The organism is Klebsiella ornithinolytica, from assembly GCF_030505655.1.
GTDB lineage: Bacteria > Pseudomonadota > Gammaproteobacteria > Enterobacterales > Enterobacteriaceae > Klebsiella > Klebsiella ornithinolytica.
This window is the reverse complement of sequence record NZ_CP130153.1, coordinates 4,031,268-4,047,612: the sequence shown is the minus strand read 5'-3', so window position 1 is coordinate 4,047,612 and position 16,345 is coordinate 4,031,268. Positions and strand designations below refer to the sequence as shown.

The 16,345-nt window shown below is 59.8% G+C and carries 14 protein-coding genes; 11 read left to right on the top strand and 3 right to left on the bottom strand.

Annotated features, from left to right (window positions below; all coding sequences use genetic code 11):
• Nucleotides 1–84 precede the first annotated feature (84 nt).
• From entC to Q1L34_RS19320, 7 genes are all read left to right on the top strand, one after another.
• Nucleotides 85–1,260, top strand: a complete 1,176-nt coding sequence (entC, locus tag Q1L34_RS19350; protein ID WP_015584922.1) for an isochorismate synthase EntC — start codon at nucleotides 85–87, stop codon at nucleotides 1,258–1,260.
• 9 nt (nucleotides 1,261–1,269) lie between these two features.
• Nucleotides 1,270–2,877 (top strand): (2,3-dihydroxybenzoyl)adenylate synthase EntE, encoded by a 1,608-nt coding sequence (gene entE, locus Q1L34_RS19345; protein WP_065907337.1) that lies wholly within the window; start codon nucleotides 1,270–1,272, stop codon nucleotides 2,875–2,877.
• A 13-nt stretch (nucleotides 2,878–2,890) separates the two neighbouring features.
• Entirely contained in the window at nucleotides 2,891–3,742 is an 852-nt protein-coding gene (locus tag Q1L34_RS19340; protein ID WP_004859366.1) for an isochorismatase, read from the top strand.
• Nucleotides 3,742–4,497 carry a 2,3-dihydro-2,3-dihydroxybenzoate dehydrogenase EntA gene (entA, locus tag Q1L34_RS19335; protein ID WP_004859369.1) on the top strand — a complete coding sequence of 252 codons (756 nt, stop codon included), beginning with the start codon at nucleotides 3,742–3,744 and terminating at the stop codon, nucleotides 4,495–4,497. The genes Q1L34_RS19340 and entA overlap by 1 nt, the downstream gene beginning before the upstream one ends.
• Nucleotides 4,498–4,911, top strand: a complete 414-nt coding sequence (gene entH / locus Q1L34_RS19330) for a proofreading thioesterase EntH (protein ID WP_004859373.1) — start codon at nucleotides 4,498–4,500, stop codon at nucleotides 4,909–4,911.
• A 475-nt stretch (nucleotides 4,912–5,386) separates the two neighbouring features.
• Nucleotides 5,387–7,492: a pyruvate/proton symporter CstA gene (gene cstA / locus Q1L34_RS19325; RefSeq protein WP_004859376.1), complete on the top strand. Its 2,106-nt coding sequence runs from the start codon at nucleotides 5,387–5,389 to the stop codon at nucleotides 7,490–7,492.
• A gap of 48 nt (nucleotides 7,493–7,540) precedes the next feature.
• On the top strand, nucleotides 7,541–7,738 hold the full coding sequence (locus tag Q1L34_RS19320) for a YbdD/YjiX family protein (RefSeq protein WP_004859378.1): 198 nt from the start codon (nucleotides 7,541–7,543) through the stop codon (nucleotides 7,736–7,738).
• Between the two features lie 159 nt (nucleotides 7,739–7,897).
• Here the strand turns inward: Q1L34_RS19320 and Q1L34_RS19315 are convergent, their stop codons facing one another.
• Nucleotides 7,898–8,641, bottom strand: coding sequence for an SDR family NAD(P)-dependent oxidoreductase (locus Q1L34_RS19315; RefSeq protein ID WP_004859381.1), 744 nt, complete (start codon nucleotides 8,639–8,641; stop codon nucleotides 7,898–7,900).
• A gap of 60 nt (nucleotides 8,642–8,701) precedes the next feature.
• The gene (locus Q1L34_RS19310; RefSeq protein ID WP_004859384.1) at nucleotides 8,702–9,799 is read right to left on the bottom strand and encodes an oxidoreductase; all 1,098 of its coding nucleotides are present in this window, start codon (nucleotides 9,797–9,799) and stop codon (nucleotides 8,702–8,704) included.
• Nucleotides 9,800–9,960: 161 nt separating this feature from the next.
• Between Q1L34_RS19310 and Q1L34_RS19305 the strand changes: the two genes are divergently transcribed.
• The 4 genes from Q1L34_RS19305 (at nucleotide 9,961) to Q1L34_RS19290 (ending at nucleotide 14,874) form a co-directional block, all read left to right on the top strand.
• Nucleotides 9,961–11,463: a sugar ABC transporter ATP-binding protein gene (locus Q1L34_RS19305; protein WP_004859389.1), complete on the top strand. Its 1,503-nt coding sequence runs from the start codon at nucleotides 9,961–9,963 to the stop codon at nucleotides 11,461–11,463.
• Entirely contained in the window at nucleotides 11,460–12,458 is a 999-nt protein-coding gene (locus Q1L34_RS19300; protein WP_004859391.1) for an ABC transporter permease, read from the top strand. The genes Q1L34_RS19305 and Q1L34_RS19300 overlap by 4 nt, the downstream gene beginning before the upstream one ends.
• A 20-nt stretch (nucleotides 12,459–12,478) precedes the next feature.
• Entirely contained in the window at nucleotides 12,479–13,543 is a 1,065-nt protein-coding gene (locus Q1L34_RS19295; RefSeq protein WP_004859396.1) for a sugar ABC transporter substrate-binding protein, read from the top strand.
• A 125-nt stretch (nucleotides 13,544–13,668) separates the two neighbouring features.
• Entirely contained in the window at nucleotides 13,669–14,874 is a 1,206-nt protein-coding gene (locus tag Q1L34_RS19290; protein ID WP_044349695.1) for an LVIVD repeat-containing protein, read from the top strand.
• Between the two features lie 171 nt (nucleotides 14,875–15,045).
• Here the strand turns inward: Q1L34_RS19290 and mtnK are convergent, their stop codons facing one another.
• Nucleotides 15,046–16,245 (bottom strand): S-methyl-5-thioribose kinase, encoded by a 1,200-nt coding sequence (gene mtnK, locus Q1L34_RS19285; protein ID WP_004859402.1) that lies wholly within the window; start codon nucleotides 16,243–16,245, stop codon nucleotides 15,046–15,048.
• Nucleotides 16,246–16,345: the final 100 nt, after the last annotated feature.

The window sequence follows — 16,345 nt, the reverse complement described above, 5'->3', positions numbered from 1 at the left end:
ATGGCAGGCAATACCTTTTAGGTTAGCCAACCAAAATATAAATGATAATTATTCGTAATATCTTTATCGTTTTTGGAGGATGATATGGAAACGTCACTGGCCGAGGATGTACAGGAACAAAAAATGACCCTGTTGCCGGAAAGCTTCTTCTTTATGTCGCCGTACCGCAGTTTTCGTACCGCGGGCTGTTTTAGCCGTTTTTCCCACTCGGCCGCCGATGGCGCGCTGCTCGATGGGGAGTTTCAGCGGAGTATGGCGGCCGCGTTCTCCGACGCGAAGGCTGCCGGGATCCGTAAGCCGGTGATGGTCGGCGCTATCCCGTTTGATACCAACCAGCCTTCCGAGCTGTTTATTCCAGAGAGCTGGGAGAATTTCTCCCGCACCGGTAAACAGCAGTCGGCGCGCTACTTCAGCGCCCAGACGCCAATGGATGTCGTGGATCGTCAGGAGATTCCTCAACAGGATGCCTTTATGGCGATGGTGGAGCGGGCCGCCGAGCTGACCGCGACGCCGGAAGTGGACAAGGTTGTCCTGTCGCGCCTGATCGACATTACCACCCGCGAACGCGTGGACAGCGGCGCGCTGCTCGAGCGCCTGATCGCGCAGAATCCGGCCAGCTTTAACTTCCACGTGCCGCTCTCCGACGGCGGCGTGCTGCTGGGCGCCAGCCCGGAGCTGCTGCTGCGTAAAGAGGGCGATCATTTCAGCTCCCTGCCGCTGGCCGGCTCGGCCCGTCGCCAGCCGGATGACGTACTGGATCGCGAGGCGGGTAACAAGCTGCTGGCTTCCGGAAAAGATCGCCACGAGCACGAACTGGTGACCCAGGCAATGAAGACGGTGCTGACTCCGCGCTGCCGCGAACTGTCGCTGCCGGATTCCCCGCAGCTGGTCACCACGCCGACGCTGTGGCACCTGGCGACGCCGATTGAAGGTACCGCGCTGGCGCAGGAGAACGCGATGTCGCTGGCCTGCCTGCTGCATCCGACCCCGGCGCTGAGCGGTTTCCCGCATCAGGTGGCGAAACGACTGATTGCCGAGCTTGAACCGTTCGATCGCCAGCTGTTCGGCGGCATTGTTGGCTGGTGCGATGACGAAGGTAACGGCGAATGGGTGGTGACGATTCGCTGCGCTCGCCTGCATCAGCGTACGCTGCGTCTGTTTGCCGGCGCGGGGATTGTTCCGGCCTCCTCTCCGCTGGGTGAGTGGCGTGAAACCGGCGTCAAACTGACGACCATGCTGAATGTGTTTGGCTTGAATTAAGAGGCAATGATGATTGCATTTAACCGCTGGCCGGAAAGTTTTGCCGCCCGCTACCGCGAAAAGGGCTACTGGCAGGATTTGCCATTAACCAACCTGATTACCCGTCACGCCGACAGCGACGCCATCGCCATTATCGACGGTGATAAGCAGCACAGCTATCGTCAGTTCAATCAGCAGGTGGATAACCTGGCCTCGTCGCTCCAGCGTCTGGGGCTGAAGCGCGGTGAAACCGCGCTGGTGCAGCTGGGCAACGTAGCCGAATTCTACATCACCCTGTTTGCGCTGTTGCGTATCGGAGTGGCGCCGGTGAATGCGTTATTCAGCCATCAGCGCAGCGAGCTGAATGCCTACGCGACGCAAATTGAGCCCGCGCTGCTGATTGCCGATCGTGAGCATGCGCTGTTTGCCGATGATCATTTCCTGAATGGCTTTGTTGAGCAGCATGCGTCAGTACGGGTTGTGCTGCTGCGCAACGATTGCGGTGAATACGATCTGGCGGCGGCGATCGCGCGGCCGGCGGAGAACTTTATCGCTAATCCGACGCCTGCCGATGAAGTGGCCTTTTTCCAGCTCTCCGGCGGCAGTACCGGTACGCCGAAGCTGATACCTCGCACCCATAACGACTACGACTACAGCATCCGTCGCAGTAACGAAATTTGCGGTATCAGCGCGGAAACCCGCTACCTCAACGCGCTGCCCGCCGCCCATAACTACGCGATGAGCTCGCCGGGTTCCCTCGGCGTGTTTCTGGCCGGTGGTCGGGTGATTCTGGCCGCCGATCCGAGCGCCACGCTCTGCTTCCCGCTGATTGAACAACATCAGATTAACGTCGCTTCGCTGGTACCGCCGGCGGTCAGCCTGTGGCTACAGGCGATCCGCGAGGGGGCCGGGAACGCGCAGCTGCGTTCGCTGAGGCTGCTGCAGGTTGGCGGCGCGCGTCTGTCGGCAACGCTGGCGGCGCGGATTCCGGCGGAGATTGGCTGCCAGCTTCAGCAGGTCTTCGGCATGGCGGAAGGGCTGGTGAACTACACCCGCCTCAACGACAGCCCGGAACGCATCATCAATACCCAGGGCTGCCCGATGTGTCCGGACGATGAGGTCTGGGTGGCGGATGCCGACGGCAACCCGCTACCCCATGGTGAGGTGGGGCGTCTGATGACCCGGGGTCCATACACCTTCCGCGGCTACTACAAAAGTCCGCAGCATAACGCCGAAGCGTTTGATGCCGACGGTTTTTACTGCTCCGGCGATCTTATTTCGATCGACGAGGACGGCTATATCACCGTGCAGGGGCGTGAAAAAGATCAGATCAACCGCGGCGGCGAGAAGATCGCGGCGGAGGAAGTTGAAAACCTGCTGCTGCGCCATCCGGCGGTGATCCATGCCGCGCTGGTCAGCATGGAAGATAGCCTGCTGGGCGAGAAAAGCTGCGCGTATCTGGTGGTGAAAGAGCCGCTGCGCGCGGTAGCGGTACGTCGCTTCCTGCGCGAACAGGGCGTCGCAGAATTTAAACTGCCGGACCGTGTGGAGTGCCTGGATGCACTGCCGCTGACGCCGGTGGGCAAAGTCGATAAAAAACAACTACGCCAGTGGCTGGCTTCACGCGAGCCGGGCTGAAGGAGAAAAGAGAATGGCCATCCCTGAATTACAGGCTTACACGCTGCCGGAAGCCAGCGACATCCCGGCGAACAAAGTGAACTGGGCTTTTGAGCCATCCCGCGCCGCGCTGCTGATCCACGATATGCAGGAATATTTCCTCAACTTCTGGGGTGAAGACAGCGCCATGATGGCGAAAGTCGTTGCCAATATTGCCGCGCTGCGTGATTTCTGCAAACAGCATAATATTCCGGTGTTTTACACCGCGCAGCCGAAAGAGCAAAGCGATGAAGATCGCGCCCTGCTGAATGATATGTGGGGACCGGGCCTGACCCGTTCGCCGGAGCAGCAGCGGGTGATTGCCGCGCTGGCGCCGGATGAACACGACACCGTCCTGGTGAAGTGGCGCTACAGCGCGTTTCACCGCTCGCCGCTGGAAGAGATGCTCAAAGAGAGCGGCCGCGATCAGCTGATTATCACCGGCGTCTATGCCCATATCGGCTGTATGACCACCGCGACCGACGCCTTTATGCGCGACATTAAACCATTCTTCGTCGCCGATGCGCTGGCTGACTTTAGCCGCGAAGAGCATCTGATGTCGCTGAAATATGTTGCCGGTCGTTGTGGCCGCGTCGTGATGACCGAAGAGCTGCTGCCGCTGCCGGCATCAAAAACGGCGCTGCGTGCGCTGGTACTGCCGCTGCTCGATGAATCCGACGAGCCCATGGATGACGAAAACCTGATCGACTATGGTCTGGACTCCGTACGCATGATGGCGCTGGCCGCCCGCTGGCGCAAAGTGCACGGCGATATTGATTTCGTGATGCTGGCGAAAAACCCGACCATTGACGCCTGGTGGGCGCTGCTCTCCCGTGAGGTGAAATAATGGCCGCACTGGATTTTCAGGGGCAAACCGTTTGGGTCACCGGCGCCGGTAAGGGGATTGGCTACGCAACGGCGCTGGCGTTTGTTGAGGCCGGCGCTCGGGTGAGCGGTTTCGATCTCGCTTTCGAGGGGGATGACTATCCGTTTGCCACCCACACGCTGGATGTTGCCAATGCGCAGCAGGTGGCCGAGGTATGCGGGCATCTGCTGAAAGGCATCGATCGGCTGGATGTGCTGGTTAACGCCGCGGGGATTCTGCGCATGGGCGCGACCGATGAGCTGAGTCTGGACGCATGGCAGCAGACTTTCGCCGTCAACGTCGGCGGGGCGTTTAACCTGTTCCAGCAGACGATGGGCCAGTTCCGTCGCCAGCAGGGCGGGGCAATCGTCACCGTCGCCTCCGATGCCGCGCATACGCCGCGCATCGGCATGAGCGCCTACGGCGCCTCAAAGGCGGCGCTGAAAAGTCTGGCGCTGACCGTGGGCCTGGAGCTGGCGGGCAGCGGCGTACGCTGCAACCTGGTCTCTCCGGGCTCCACCGACACCGATATGCAGCGCACGCTGTGGGTAAGTGAGGATGCCGAGCAGCGCCGTATCCGCGGTTTCGGCGAGCAGTTTAAGCTCGGGATCCCGCTGGGTAAAATTGCGCGTCCGCAGGAGATTGCCAGCACGATTCTGTTCCTCGCTTCCGATCACGCCAGCCATATCACGCTGCAGGATATCGTGGTGGACGGCGGCTCGACGCTGGGGGCATAAATGGCCTGGAAACGTCAGCTGACGCTGGAGGCGCTTAATGCCACCAGCGACAATACGATGGTCGCTCACCTGGGGATTGTCTACACCCGGCTGGAAGAGGGGCTGCTGGAGGCGAGTATGCCGGTTGATGCGCGTACGCATCAACCGTTTGGCCTGCTGCACGGCGGCGCCTCCGCGGCGCTGGCGGAGACGCTGGGGTCGATGGCCGGCTGGCTGATGACCGAAGAGGGCCAGTGCGTGGTGGGGACCGAGCTGAATGCAACCCACCATCGGGCGGTCTCGAGCGGTCGTGTGCGCGGCGAGTGTCGCCCTCTGCACCTGGGACGTCAGAACCAGAGCTGGGAGATTGCGGTGTTCGACGAGCGGGGCCGTCGCTGCTGCACCTGCCGCCTCGGCACCGCGGTACTGGGCTGAGGAGGTCTGCTCCCGGCGCGCGGGATGAACTCTTAAGCCGGGCGATGGGCCCACAACCGCCGGTGATTTTGTCGCCCGGACAAAGCGCAATGTGCCGTCTCCGGAAATGTCCTTGGTGTTGCCATACACTGCGGCTGACTCCCCGGTGACGCTACGCTTACCGGGGCTACGGCCCGGGATAATCTCTCTGTTTTCCCGGCTGGCGCTACGCTTAGTCGGGCGACGGACCGGTGCGCTAAGGTTGCCTGGTTCAGGCGTTTACGCCGCGAGCCGGGGTGTCGTCTGACGACGTATCATGTAGCGCTTTCTTGCTGGCGATACATTCCATTTTCCCCCCAGAAGTGATCTCGCTAGCAATGTGAGATAAATCCCTGTCTTTGTACGACATCTGTACGGTTTCAATGTTGTTAAACCCGGCGTTGTGTTCTAGAAACAAAATGTAACATCCTGATTACCTTACCGGTGGAACGCAACGATGAATCATTCAGGGAAATACCTCATCTGGACATTGCTCTCGGTTGTCGGAGCCTTTGCCCTCGGCTATATCGCCTTAAACCGAGGTGAACAGATTAATGCGTTATGGATTGTCGTCGCGGCAGTCTGCATTTATCTGATCGCCTATCGTTTCTACGGTCTCTACATCGCCAAAAATGTGCTGGCGGTTGACCCGACGCGCATGACCCCCGCCGTTCGGCATAACGACGGCCTTGATTATGTCCCGACCGATAAAAAAGTGCTGTTCGGTCATCATTTTGCGGCGATTGCCGGTGCGGGGCCGCTGGTAGGACCGGTGCTGGCGGCGCAAATGGGCTATCTGCCGGGGATGATCTGGATCCTCGCCGGGGTAGTGCTGGCCGGCGCGGTGCAGGACTTTATGGTGCTGTTTGTGTCTACGCGCCGCGACGGACGTTCTCTCGGCGAGCTGGTGAAAGAAGAGATGGGGCCAACCGCCGGAGTGCTGGCGCTGGTGGCCTGCTTTATGATTATGGTGATTATCCTCGCCGTACTGGCGATGATCGTGGTGAAAGCGTTGACCCACAGCCCGTGGGGCACCTATACCGTGGCCTTCACTATTCCGCTGGCGATCTTTATGGGGATCTACATTCGCTACCTGCGTCCGGGACGCATCGGCGAAGTGTCGGTGATTGGTCTGGTGATGCTGGTATTCGCGATTGTCTCCGGCGGATGGGTGGCGGAAAGCCCGACCTGGGCGCCGTGGTTTGATTATACCGGCGTACAGCTGACCTGGATTCTGGTGGGCTATGGTTTTATTGCCGCCGTTCTTCCGGTGTGGCTGCTGCTGGCGCCGCGTGATTACCTGTCGACCTTTCTGAAAATCGGCACCATCGTCGGGCTGGCGATTGGGATTCTGATTATGCGTCCGACGCTGACCATGCCGGCGCTGACCAAATTTATTGACGGCACCGGCCCGGTCTGGTCTGGCAGCATGTTCCCGTTCCTGTTTATCACCATCGCCTGCGGCGCGGTCTCCGGCTTCCATGCGCTGATTTCATCCGGAACCACGCCTAAGATGCTGGCGAATGAGGGCCAGGCCTGCTTTATCGGCTACGGCGGTATGTTGATGGAGTCCTTTGTCGCCATCATGGCGCTGGTGGCGGCCTGTGTTATCGATCCGGGCGTCTACTTTGCGATGAACAGCCCGATGGCGGTACTGGCGCCGGCTGGCACCACCGATGTGGTAGCCTCTGCCGCACAGGTGGTCAGCAGCTGGGGCTTTAGCATTACGCCGGACACGCTGCGCCAGATAGCCAGCGAAGTGGGCGAGCAGTCGATCATCTCGCGGGCCGGCGGCGCACCGACGCTGGCGGTGGGGATGGCCTACATCCTGCACGGCTCGCTGGGCGGTCTGATGGATGTTGCCTTCTGGTACCACTTCGCCATTCTGTTTGAAGCACTGTTCATCCTGACGGCAGTGGATGCGGGCACCCGCGCAGCGCGCTTTATGCTGCAGGATTTACTGGGCGTGCTCAGCCCGGGCCTGAAGAAAACCAACTCGCTGCCGGCCAACCTGCTGGCGACCGGGCTTTGCGTGCTGGCGTGGGGATACTTCCTGCATCAAGGGGTTGTTGACCCGCTCGGCGGCATCAATACGCTGTGGCCGCTGTTTGGTATCGCTAACCAGATGCTGGCGGGGATGGCATTGATGCTGTGTGCGGTGGTACTGTTTAAAATGAAGCGCGAACGCTATGCCTGGGTTGCGCTGCTGCCGACGTCCTGGCTGTTGATTTGCACCCTGACCGCCGGCTGGCAAAAGTCGTTCAGTCCGGACACCAAAGTCGGCTTCCTGGCGATTGCCAATAAGTTCCAGGCGATGATCGACAGCGGCACGATTCCGCCTCAGTACACCGAATCTCAGCTGGCGCAGCTGGTCTTTAACAACCGTCTGGATGCGGGATTAACCATCTTCTTTATGGTGGTTGTGGTGGTGCTGGCGTTCTTCTCCATCAAAACCGCGTTGGCGGCGTTGAAAGAGGATAAACCGACGGCGAAAGAGACGCCTTATGAGGCGTTACCTGCCGCTGCAGAGCCGATGGCGGCGCAGGCGAAGCGCGCACATTAAACCCTACCCCCTTTCCACGTGCGGAAAGGGGGACCATGAGAGAGCACTATGTTTGATACCCTTTCGAAAGCCGGGAAGTATCTGGGTCAGGCGGCGAAAATGATGATTGGCGTGCCCGATTACGATAATTATGTCGAGCATATTCGCCTGACGCATCCTGAGCAAACGCCGATGACCTATGAAGAGTTCTTTCGCGAGCGACAGGATGCACGCTACGGCGGAAAAGGGGGGGCGAAGTGCTGCTAAGAGCCTATTCCATTAGGCTATTTTATTTGCCATTTTGACCCAGGGCAGTGCTCACCATCCCCACCTAGTACGTGTACGCTCCGGTGGTTCCGCGCTGTCCGCGGCCAGACTGGCGGCAACACGCCTACGGGGATAGGCTTTTAGTCGCCTTCTCAGGCGTCAGGCATTAAGTCCCCCATCAACATCCAGACCGGTGCCGGAGATTTGTCCGGCCGCCGGGCTGGCCAGAAAGGTCACCGCAGCGGCGACGTCATCCGGCTGACCGTAATGTCCGACGGCAATAAGCTGACGCTGCGAGTCGGCCTGCTCCCCGTTCGCCGGGTTCATATCGCTGTCGGTAGGGCCCGGATGCACCAGGTTTACGGTAATGCCGCGCGGCCCGAGATCGCGGGCGAGGCCGCGGGTCAGCGAGTTGAGCGCAGATTTGGTCATGGCGTAGACCGCGATGCCCGGTGAGGCGACGCGGTTGGCGAGGCAACTGCCGATATTGATAATGCGCCCTCCAGCGGGCAGATGCGGCAGCGCTGCCTGGATGGCGATCACCACGCCACGGATATTGACGTTGATCAGCGCATCGATATCTTCCAGCGACAGCGACTCCAGCGGGCCGCCGCGGGCGATCCCGGCGTTATTGACCAGAATATCCAGCCCGCCGAGGGTCTCTACCGTGCGTGTGACGGCCTGCTGAATCGCCTGGGCGTTTGCGCTGTCGGCCTGAATCGCCGCGCCGCGGCGGCCGAGAGCCACAATCTCGTCGACCACCGCCTGCGCTTTATCGGCGGATTTTTCATAAGTGATAACCACATCGGCGCCCGCCTGCGCCAGCGACAGCGCAATGGCGCGGCCAATTCCGCGACTGGCGCCGGTAACCAACGCTTTTTTACCCGTTAACTCGATCTGCATGATGACCTCGTACTGTGAGTGGGAGATGCATCATTAGGTATAGAGCGAGATTGCTGTCCGTCAATGCACCTGCCTGCGGAAGTTTTCCACTTTCTCAAAAGCGGCGGCCAGGCTTTGCGGCGTCAGTTCCACCGGAAGGAAGTGGATCGACTCCACCGGACGCAGGGTATGGGCAATGACCCGCTCCAGTTCGTCCCGATTGTGGATATCCACGTCGAGTTCCGCCAGGGTCGTGGGCAGGTTGAAACGCTGCCAGGCGTTAATCAACTGGGCCAGCACGTCGTCCTGACCCAGCAGGGCGCTTTGCACCAGAATGCCGTAGGCAACCTTGGTGCCATGAAGGAATTTATCAGTCTGCGGCAGGATTGTCAGGCCGTTATGCACCGCATGGGCGGCGGCGACGCGGGTATAGCGCTCGCCTAAGCCGCCGACCATCCCGCCGCCGGCGATAATGGCATCCGTCACGTCGCGGAACGCCTGCGACAGTTCGCCGCGCTGCTGATCCGCCAACGCGGTTTCGCTGCTTTGCAGCAGAACGTCGCGAATGGCCAGCGCGCCGTTAATCCCCAGGCGCACGGTCAGCGGCAGCGTTTCCGGCTGCGGCGCCAGTACCACCGCTTCATACCATTTCGCCAGCGTATCGCCGATTCCCGCCAGCAGATATTCCGCCGGAGCGTTGAGGATGATTTGCGGTTCCACCAGCACGAGGAAGTTGGCGTCATCAAAAATTTCAAAATGCAGCGCCTGGCCGGCGTCGTTGTACCACACCGATAGCGGGGTCCACGCGGCGCAGGTGGCGGCGATGGTCGGGATGGCCACCACCGGCAGACCCAGCCGCCGGGCCACGGCCTTGGCGGTATCCAGCAGCGCGCCGCCGCCGACGCCAATCACCACGGCCCGGTCATCCCCGGCTTCCGCGACCAGCTGCGCGACGTCGCTTTCGCTGCAGTGCCCGCTAAACAGCACTTTTTTGGCGCCGACGGCGTGAAACGCCTCCGGCAGGAAGGGCTGCGCACCGGCGATGGCGCGCTCGCCGTAGATCCAGATGGCGCGGGCAAGCTGCTCGTCGCTGTAAAAATCGTGCAGGTGGGCAAGGCTGCCGTTATGGGAAAAATAGTTAGCCGGGCCGGGTACCACGCGGATATCGCTGTTGCTCATGAACGCTGTCCTTATTTCGTTTCGCTAACCTGATGTTATGTCTGGACATCCGGATGGCTAATATTATTTCGTTTTATCTTATGCCTTTTACGCAGTTGTCAGTCAAGGTCGGCTGTGAAAAATTCGTTAAATCAGAATATTAATCGTAAAGGTCCCGGCGGATGACAGTGAATCGTCTTGAGATGAACAACATTAATCTGGCCTTTTCCGGTTTCAGGGCGCTGAGCAATGTGGCGTTCACCCTGCGGGGAGGGTCGGTACACGCGCTGACCGGTGCTAACGGGGCGGGGAAATCGACGCTGATGGCGGTGCTGTGCGGAACGCACGCCCATTATGAGGGCGAGATCGTCATCAATAATCAGCCGGTGAGCGTTCGCTCGCCGCGGGATGCGAAACTGCTGGGCATTCATCTGGTGCAACAGGAGGTCGATGTGGCGCTGGTGCCCGGCCTGTCCATTGCGGAAAACATTATGCTGGATCGTCTGGCGGAGCCGGGGCTGGGCTTCAGCTGGCGCGCAGTGCGTGAGCAGGCGCGCGAGGCTCTGGCCCAGCTGGATATTACGCTCGATGTGCGTCGCCCCATCGACAGCTGTACCCTGGCCGAGAAGCAGCAAATTCTGCTGGCCCGCGCGCTGTCGCACCATTGCCGGTTTTTAATTCTGGATGAACCCACCGCGCCGTTGGATCAACATGAAAGTGAGCGCCTGTTTACAGTGGTACGCCGTCTGCAGCAGCAGGGGATCGGCGTGGTGTTCATCTCCCACCGTATTCATGAGCTGAAGGCTATCTGCGACACCCTGACGGTATTGCGCGACGGAAAGCTGATTGAAAGCAGCCCAATGCACGATCTGAGCGGCGAGCAGATCGTCGAGAAGATGCTCGGCCACGAGCTGAGCGATATCTTCCCGCCGAAACGCCCGCCCCACGGCGAAGAGGTTCTGTTACAGGTTGACGGTCTGCATGACGAGGGGCTGTTGCAGGATATTTCGCTGCGGCTGCGCAAAGGCGAAATTCTCGGTATCGCCGGTCTGGCCGGCGCGGGAAAAACCGAACTGTGCAAAGCGCTGTTTGGCGCCAGCAAAAGCCGCCTGACGCGCGGGGAGTTGAACAGCCAGCCGTGGCGGCCCCGCGACCCGGCAGATTCTGTGCTGCGCGGGCTGGCGCTGGTACCGGAAGAGCGACGCAAAGAGGGCATTTTTATCGAAGAACCGATCGGCATGAACCTGGCGGTCAGCGCCGATAACAGCTTTTCGCGCTGGAGCCTGTTCGGCCATCGCCAGGCGTGGCGCTGGGCGGAAGAGGTGATCGCCCGGATCGGGATTCGTACCACCGGTCCGGCTCAGACCCTGCGCCGGCTTTCCGGCGGCAATCAGCAGAAAGTGGCGATCGGCAAATGGCTGCGCGGTAACGCCAACGTCTTGATATTCGACGAGCCGACCAAGGGTGTCGATGTGAAAGCAAAAACCGACCTGTTCACCCTGATCGACGGGCTGGCGCGCGACGGGAAGGGGATTATCTATGCCTCGGGCGAATTCTCTGAACTGGTGGGATTGTGCGACCGCATTTGCGTGTTGTGGGATGGCCGTATCGTCGCAGAAATTCCGGGCGCTGAGGCCCGGGAAGAGACACTACTTTATTACTCCACCGGAGGAGCAGCAGCGTGAGCAAGGCCCTGACAGTTAACGCGACGGCATCGGGTCGTCAGCGATTTTTTGATTTTCTTTATAAATGGGGCATGTTGCTGACCGTAGTGGCGCTGATTGCCGTTTTTGGCCTCGCCTCGGACAACTTCCTCGACCCGTTCAACATCATCAACATTTTGCGCTCCATCGCCATCGTGACGGTGATTGCGATCGGCGTCTCTGTGTCGTTAACCATTGGCGGCTTTGACCTGTCGGTGGGGTCAACGGCTTCGCTGGCAAACGCGCTGGTGATTTCGCTGTTTGTCTGGCACGGCTTCGGCACCACCGAGGCGATCCTTATCACCCTGGCGCTCTGTACGCTGGTGGGGCTGTTCAACGCTTTTTTAATTGTCGTCCTGCGCATTCCCGACATGCTGGCTACCCTCGCCAGCCTGTTTGTGATTCAGGGCGTGGCAATGACCTACAGCTACGGCGGCTCGATTACCGAGAACATGGTATTGCCGAGTGGTGACATGGCGGAAGGGGTGATTCCGGCCGCCTTCGGTGCGCTGGGACAGGTGCCTACGATTGTGATCGTGATGCTGGTGGTGACCGTGGTGGCTCAGCTGGCGCTCTCGTTCACCACGCACGGGCGGAGAATGTACGCCATCGGCGGAAACCCAGAGGCCGCACGGCTCTCCGGGCTGCGCATCACTCGTTATAAAGTGGCGGCCTATGTTATCGCCTCGCTGCTGGCCGGGCTGGGCGGCATTTTACTGGCCTCGCGCATCGGTTCCTCGCAGGTTAATGCCGGCAGCGGCTACCTGATGGATGCGGTGGCGGCGGCGTGGATAGGCTTTTCACTGGCGGGTTCAGGTAAACCGAACGCGCTGGGCACGCTGGTGGGGGCGGTGATTCTTGGCGTGCTCTCCAACGGCCTGGTGATGCTGTCGGTGCCGTACTACGCCATGGACATTATTAAAGGGCTGGTGCTGGCTGGCGCGCTCGCACTGACCTACTTTCAGCGCCGCACATAAAATTTTACAGGGTAAACACCATGAAAAAGATAACGCTTTCACTCATCGCATTGGGGTTGTTCAACTCTGCGGCGGCCTTTGCTGAAACTCCGACGCCGATTCCGGCAGCGATTGCCGAACATAGCGGCCCGATTCGTATCGCGGTGATCCGTAATCTTGGTTCCGACGATAACACCACCCAGTTTGTCTCCGGGGCCATCCAGGAGGGTAAAAAGCTCGGTTTCAAAATCAGCACCTTCCTGAGCAACGGCGATGACGCCAAATTCCAGGACTTCGTTAACCAGGCGATTAGCCAGAAATACGACGGCATTATTCTCTCCCAGGGACGCGATCCGTACTCGACCGCGCTGGTGAAAAAAGCGGTGGACGCCGGGATTAAAGTTGCCGTGTTCGATACTGCGGTTAACGGCGAGATCCCGGGTGTCACCGTCACCCAGCAGGATGACGCTTCGCTGACCGAGCTCTCCTTTGGCCAACTGGTGAAAGATTTCAACGGTAAAGCCAACATCGTCAAACTGTGGGTCGCCGGCTTCCCGCCGATGGAACGCCGCCAGGCCGCGTACCAGACGCTGCTTAAGCAAAACCCGGGGATTAAAGAGCTGGAGTCGATTGGCGCCGTCTCTTCCGACGTGCAGGGCGATACCGCCAATAAAGTTGGGGCGATTCTGGCGAAATATCCGAAAGGCAAGATCGATGCGATTTGGGGAACCTGGGATGCGTTCAGCCAGGGGGCTTATAAAGCGCTGAAGGAGAACGGCCGCAGCGAAATCAAACTCTACAGCATTGATATTTCTAACCAGGATTTGCAGCTGATGCGTGAATCCGGCAGCCCGTGGAAAGTGAGCGTGGCGGTGGATCCGAAGCTTATCGGCGCCACTAACGTGCGCCTGATCGCCAATAAGATTGCCGGGGAGCCGACTCCTGCAACCTATGACTTCAAAGCGGCGGCTATTCCGCAGGCGCTGCTGGCGGCGCAGCCGGGGGCGGTGAACGTTGCCTCGCTGGGTAAAATCATTCCGGGCTGGGGCCAGACGGAAGACTTTATCGCCCCGTGGTTTGCCACGCTGGAAGCAAAAAACAAGTAACGCCCGCTGGCGCTGCGCTTACCGGGTCTGCGGTTTCGTCGGCCCGATAAGGCGCTGCCGCTATCCGGCAAAAGGAGCTCAAGGTGACTGAGACTGAATTACCGCGCCCCGACTACAGCCGCAATATGCGGCTGATTGGGCATAGCGATCAGGGAGGACGCCCGGACGGCGTCCAGCTCATGGTGCACCGTGGCTTTGCGTATATCGGTCATATGGTATCGCAGGGCTTTTCGGTGGTCGACGTTCGCGATCCGGCGCGTCCGAAAGCGGTAAACTACATCGCCGCGCCGCCGGGGACCTGGAACGTGCATTTGCAGGCGCATGATGATCTGCTGCTGGTCATCAATGCCCGCGATCTGTTTGCCGACGCTCGCTTTGCCGACGAGAAAGTTTACTACACCCGTTCGGTGGGCGAGACGGTCAGCGATGTGCAGGATAAGGGCTGGAGCGCCGGGCTGCGGGTGTTCGATATTTCGCATCCGGAGCATCCGCGCGAGATAGGTTTTTTGTCGCTCAGCGGTATCGGCATTCATCGAATCTGGTACGTTGGCGGTCGTTGGGCCTACGTTTCTGCGCTGATCGACGGTTTTAGCGATTATATCTTCCTGACCATCGATCTGGCGGATCCGCGCAAACCGGAAGTGGCCGGACGCTGGTGGTTGCCGGGGATGAACCTGGCGGCAGGGGAGACGGCGGACTGGCCACAGGGCAAGCGCTACGCGTTGCATCACGCCATTATCGCCGGGGATACCGCCTACGGTAGCTGGCGCGACGGTGGCCTGACGCTGCTCGACGTGAAGGACAGAACACAGCCGACGCTGATTAGCCATCGCAACTGGAGCCCGCCGTTTGGCGGCGGAACCCATACGGCGCTGCCGCTGCCGGACAGGGATCTGCTGGTGGTGCTGGATGAAGCGGTGCTTGATAACCAGCAGGATGGGGAGAAGCTGATCTGGCTGTTTGATATCCGCGAACCGACAAACCCGGTGAGTATCGCCACGTTCCCGCCGCCGGATGAAGCCGACTACGTGGCAAAAGGGGCGCACTTTGGTCCGCATAATCTGCATGAGAATCGCCCCGGTAGTTTCATTAGCTCAACGCTGATTTTTGCCACTTACCAGAATGCGGGCGTTCGCGCTTACGATATCTCCAACCCTTATCGTCCGGTGGAGACCGGGGCGCTGGTACCGGCCGCACCGGCGAAAATGATGGATACCCGTCCGGGTCGCCCGCAGGTCATTCAGTCCTGCGATGTGTTTGTTGATGCGCAGGGAATTATCTACAGCACGGATTACAACGGCGGGTTGTCGGTGATTGAGTATCTCGGGTAGTTTTTTGCCGGGTGGCGCTGCGCTTACCCGGCCTACAAAACCCCGGACGAGATGTCGGATAAGGCGTCAGGCGCGTAGGCTGGAGAAGGCGTCAGGACCCTATGCCGGGAAGATGTCAAAGAGCCGTAGGCCGGGTAAGGCGTCAGCCGCCACCCGGCCTACAGACTGCGCTTAGCTGTACTGGCGCACCCGTGCCACCAGCTCTTCGACGCTGTCGATACGGTCGGCAATCACAATCAGCGCTTTACCCAGGGTGATTGCGTGGCGCAGGCACTCGTGGCGCATGGCCTCATCCTGAATCGTCTCTATATCGGCGACGTGGGACAGGCCGACGCTGCGGCGAATCAGCTCGGTGCCGCAGAAGCCAATCGCGTCGTTCCATACTTTTTTCAGGAACGCGGAGGCATAGCCGGGCCAGGCCAGCGCCGCATCGCGCGTTTTCTCCGCTGCCAGAGAGTGGAAGCGTTCGGCAAAAGTATTCCACAGCGTCTGAATATCGTGCAGACGCTGTTCGCGAGCCGCGGCGGCATCGCGAATGCCCAGATGCCCCGGCAGGCCGCAGTAGTTCAGCAGCAGGTTGCCGATGGCGGTACCGATATCAAAACCTATCGGGCCGAAATAGCCGAACTCCGCATCGATGGCTTTAAAACTGTCCTCGGCAACAAAAATGGAGCCGCTGTGAATATCGCCGTGTAGCAATGCTTCGGTATGCGAGAAGAAGCGATGTTTCAGCGACGCGACTGCCAGCCTGAGCGACGCGTCGTCACGCAGGGCGGCCACTTCAGCTTCCAGTTCGGCCGGGTAGTTATTGCGTTCGTGAACCTGGTACGGGTCGTTGAAAAACAGGTCTTCGGTGATTTCGCACATCTCCGGATTGATAAACCGGGCGACCTGAGCCTTTTTCTCATGCGGATGGAGGTAGAAATCACTGGTATGAAACAGCGCCTGGGCCAGATATTCCCCCAGCTGGCTGGCGGCCTGCGGATAGTAAACATTGTTAATCAGCTCGCCGCGCCAGATACGATGATCGGAGAGATCTTCCATCACCATCACCGCCAGTTCGGGGTCGAAGTGGTGGATTTTCACCGTGTGCTGCGGGGCGTGCTGGTAGTGTGCCACCAGGGTTTGCGCCTCGAGACGAGCGCGGTCGAGGGTCAGCGGCCAGGATTCACCGACGCAGCGAACGTAGGGTAGGGCCTGCTTCACGACAACGCGGCTCACGCCGTGGGTATCATAAATCTTAAAGACCAGGTTGAGGTTACCGTCCCCCACTTCCTGCGCGGACACCAGCTCCGACGGGTCATCGATGCCGCCAAATTGTTGTGCGTATGCCACGGCATCGCCGGGGGTGAAGGTATGGTATTGCGACATTGCCTCGATCCTCAAAAGTTCTGATTAAGCCGTTCAGACGTCTATACTTCTGGATTTCATCCTGACACAATGTGATACAACAACGCAACAGGGATTTAAC

Coding starts and splice junctions, on each gene's coding strand:
- entC (WP_015584922.1), top strand. CDS start 85: ATGGAAACGTCACTGGCCGAGGATGTACAGGAACAAAAAATGACCCTG.
- entE (WP_065907337.1), top strand. CDS start 1,270: ATGATTGCATTTAACCGCTGGCCGGAAAGTTTTGCCGCCCGCTACCGC.
- Q1L34_RS19340 (WP_004859366.1), top strand. CDS start 2,891: ATGGCCATCCCTGAATTACAGGCTTACACGCTGCCGGAAGCCAGCGAC.
- entA (WP_004859369.1), top strand. CDS start 3,742: ATGGCCGCACTGGATTTTCAGGGGCAAACCGTTTGGGTCACCGGCGCC.
- entH (WP_004859373.1), top strand. CDS start 4,498: ATGGCCTGGAAACGTCAGCTGACGCTGGAGGCGCTTAATGCCACCAGC.
- cstA (WP_004859376.1), top strand. CDS start 5,387: ATGAATCATTCAGGGAAATACCTCATCTGGACATTGCTCTCGGTTGTC.
- Q1L34_RS19320 (WP_004859378.1), top strand. CDS start 7,541: ATGTTTGATACCCTTTCGAAAGCCGGGAAGTATCTGGGTCAGGCGGCG.
- Q1L34_RS19315 (WP_004859381.1), bottom strand. CDS start 8,641: ATGCAGATCGAGTTAACGGGTAAAAAAGCGTTGGTTACCGGCGCCAGT.
- Q1L34_RS19310 (WP_004859384.1), bottom strand. CDS start 9,799: ATGAGCAACAGCGATATCCGCGTGGTACCCGGCCCGGCTAACTATTTT.
- Q1L34_RS19305 (WP_004859389.1), top strand. CDS start 9,961: ATGACAGTGAATCGTCTTGAGATGAACAACATTAATCTGGCCTTTTCC.
- Q1L34_RS19295 (WP_004859396.1), top strand. CDS start 12,479: ATGAAAAAGATAACGCTTTCACTCATCGCATTGGGGTTGTTCAACTCT.
- Q1L34_RS19290 (WP_044349695.1), top strand. CDS start 13,669: ATGCGGCTGATTGGGCATAGCGATCAGGGAGGACGCCCGGACGGCGTC.
- mtnK (WP_004859402.1), bottom strand. CDS start 16,245: ATGTCGCAATACCATACCTTCACCCCCGGCGATGCCGTGGCATACGCA.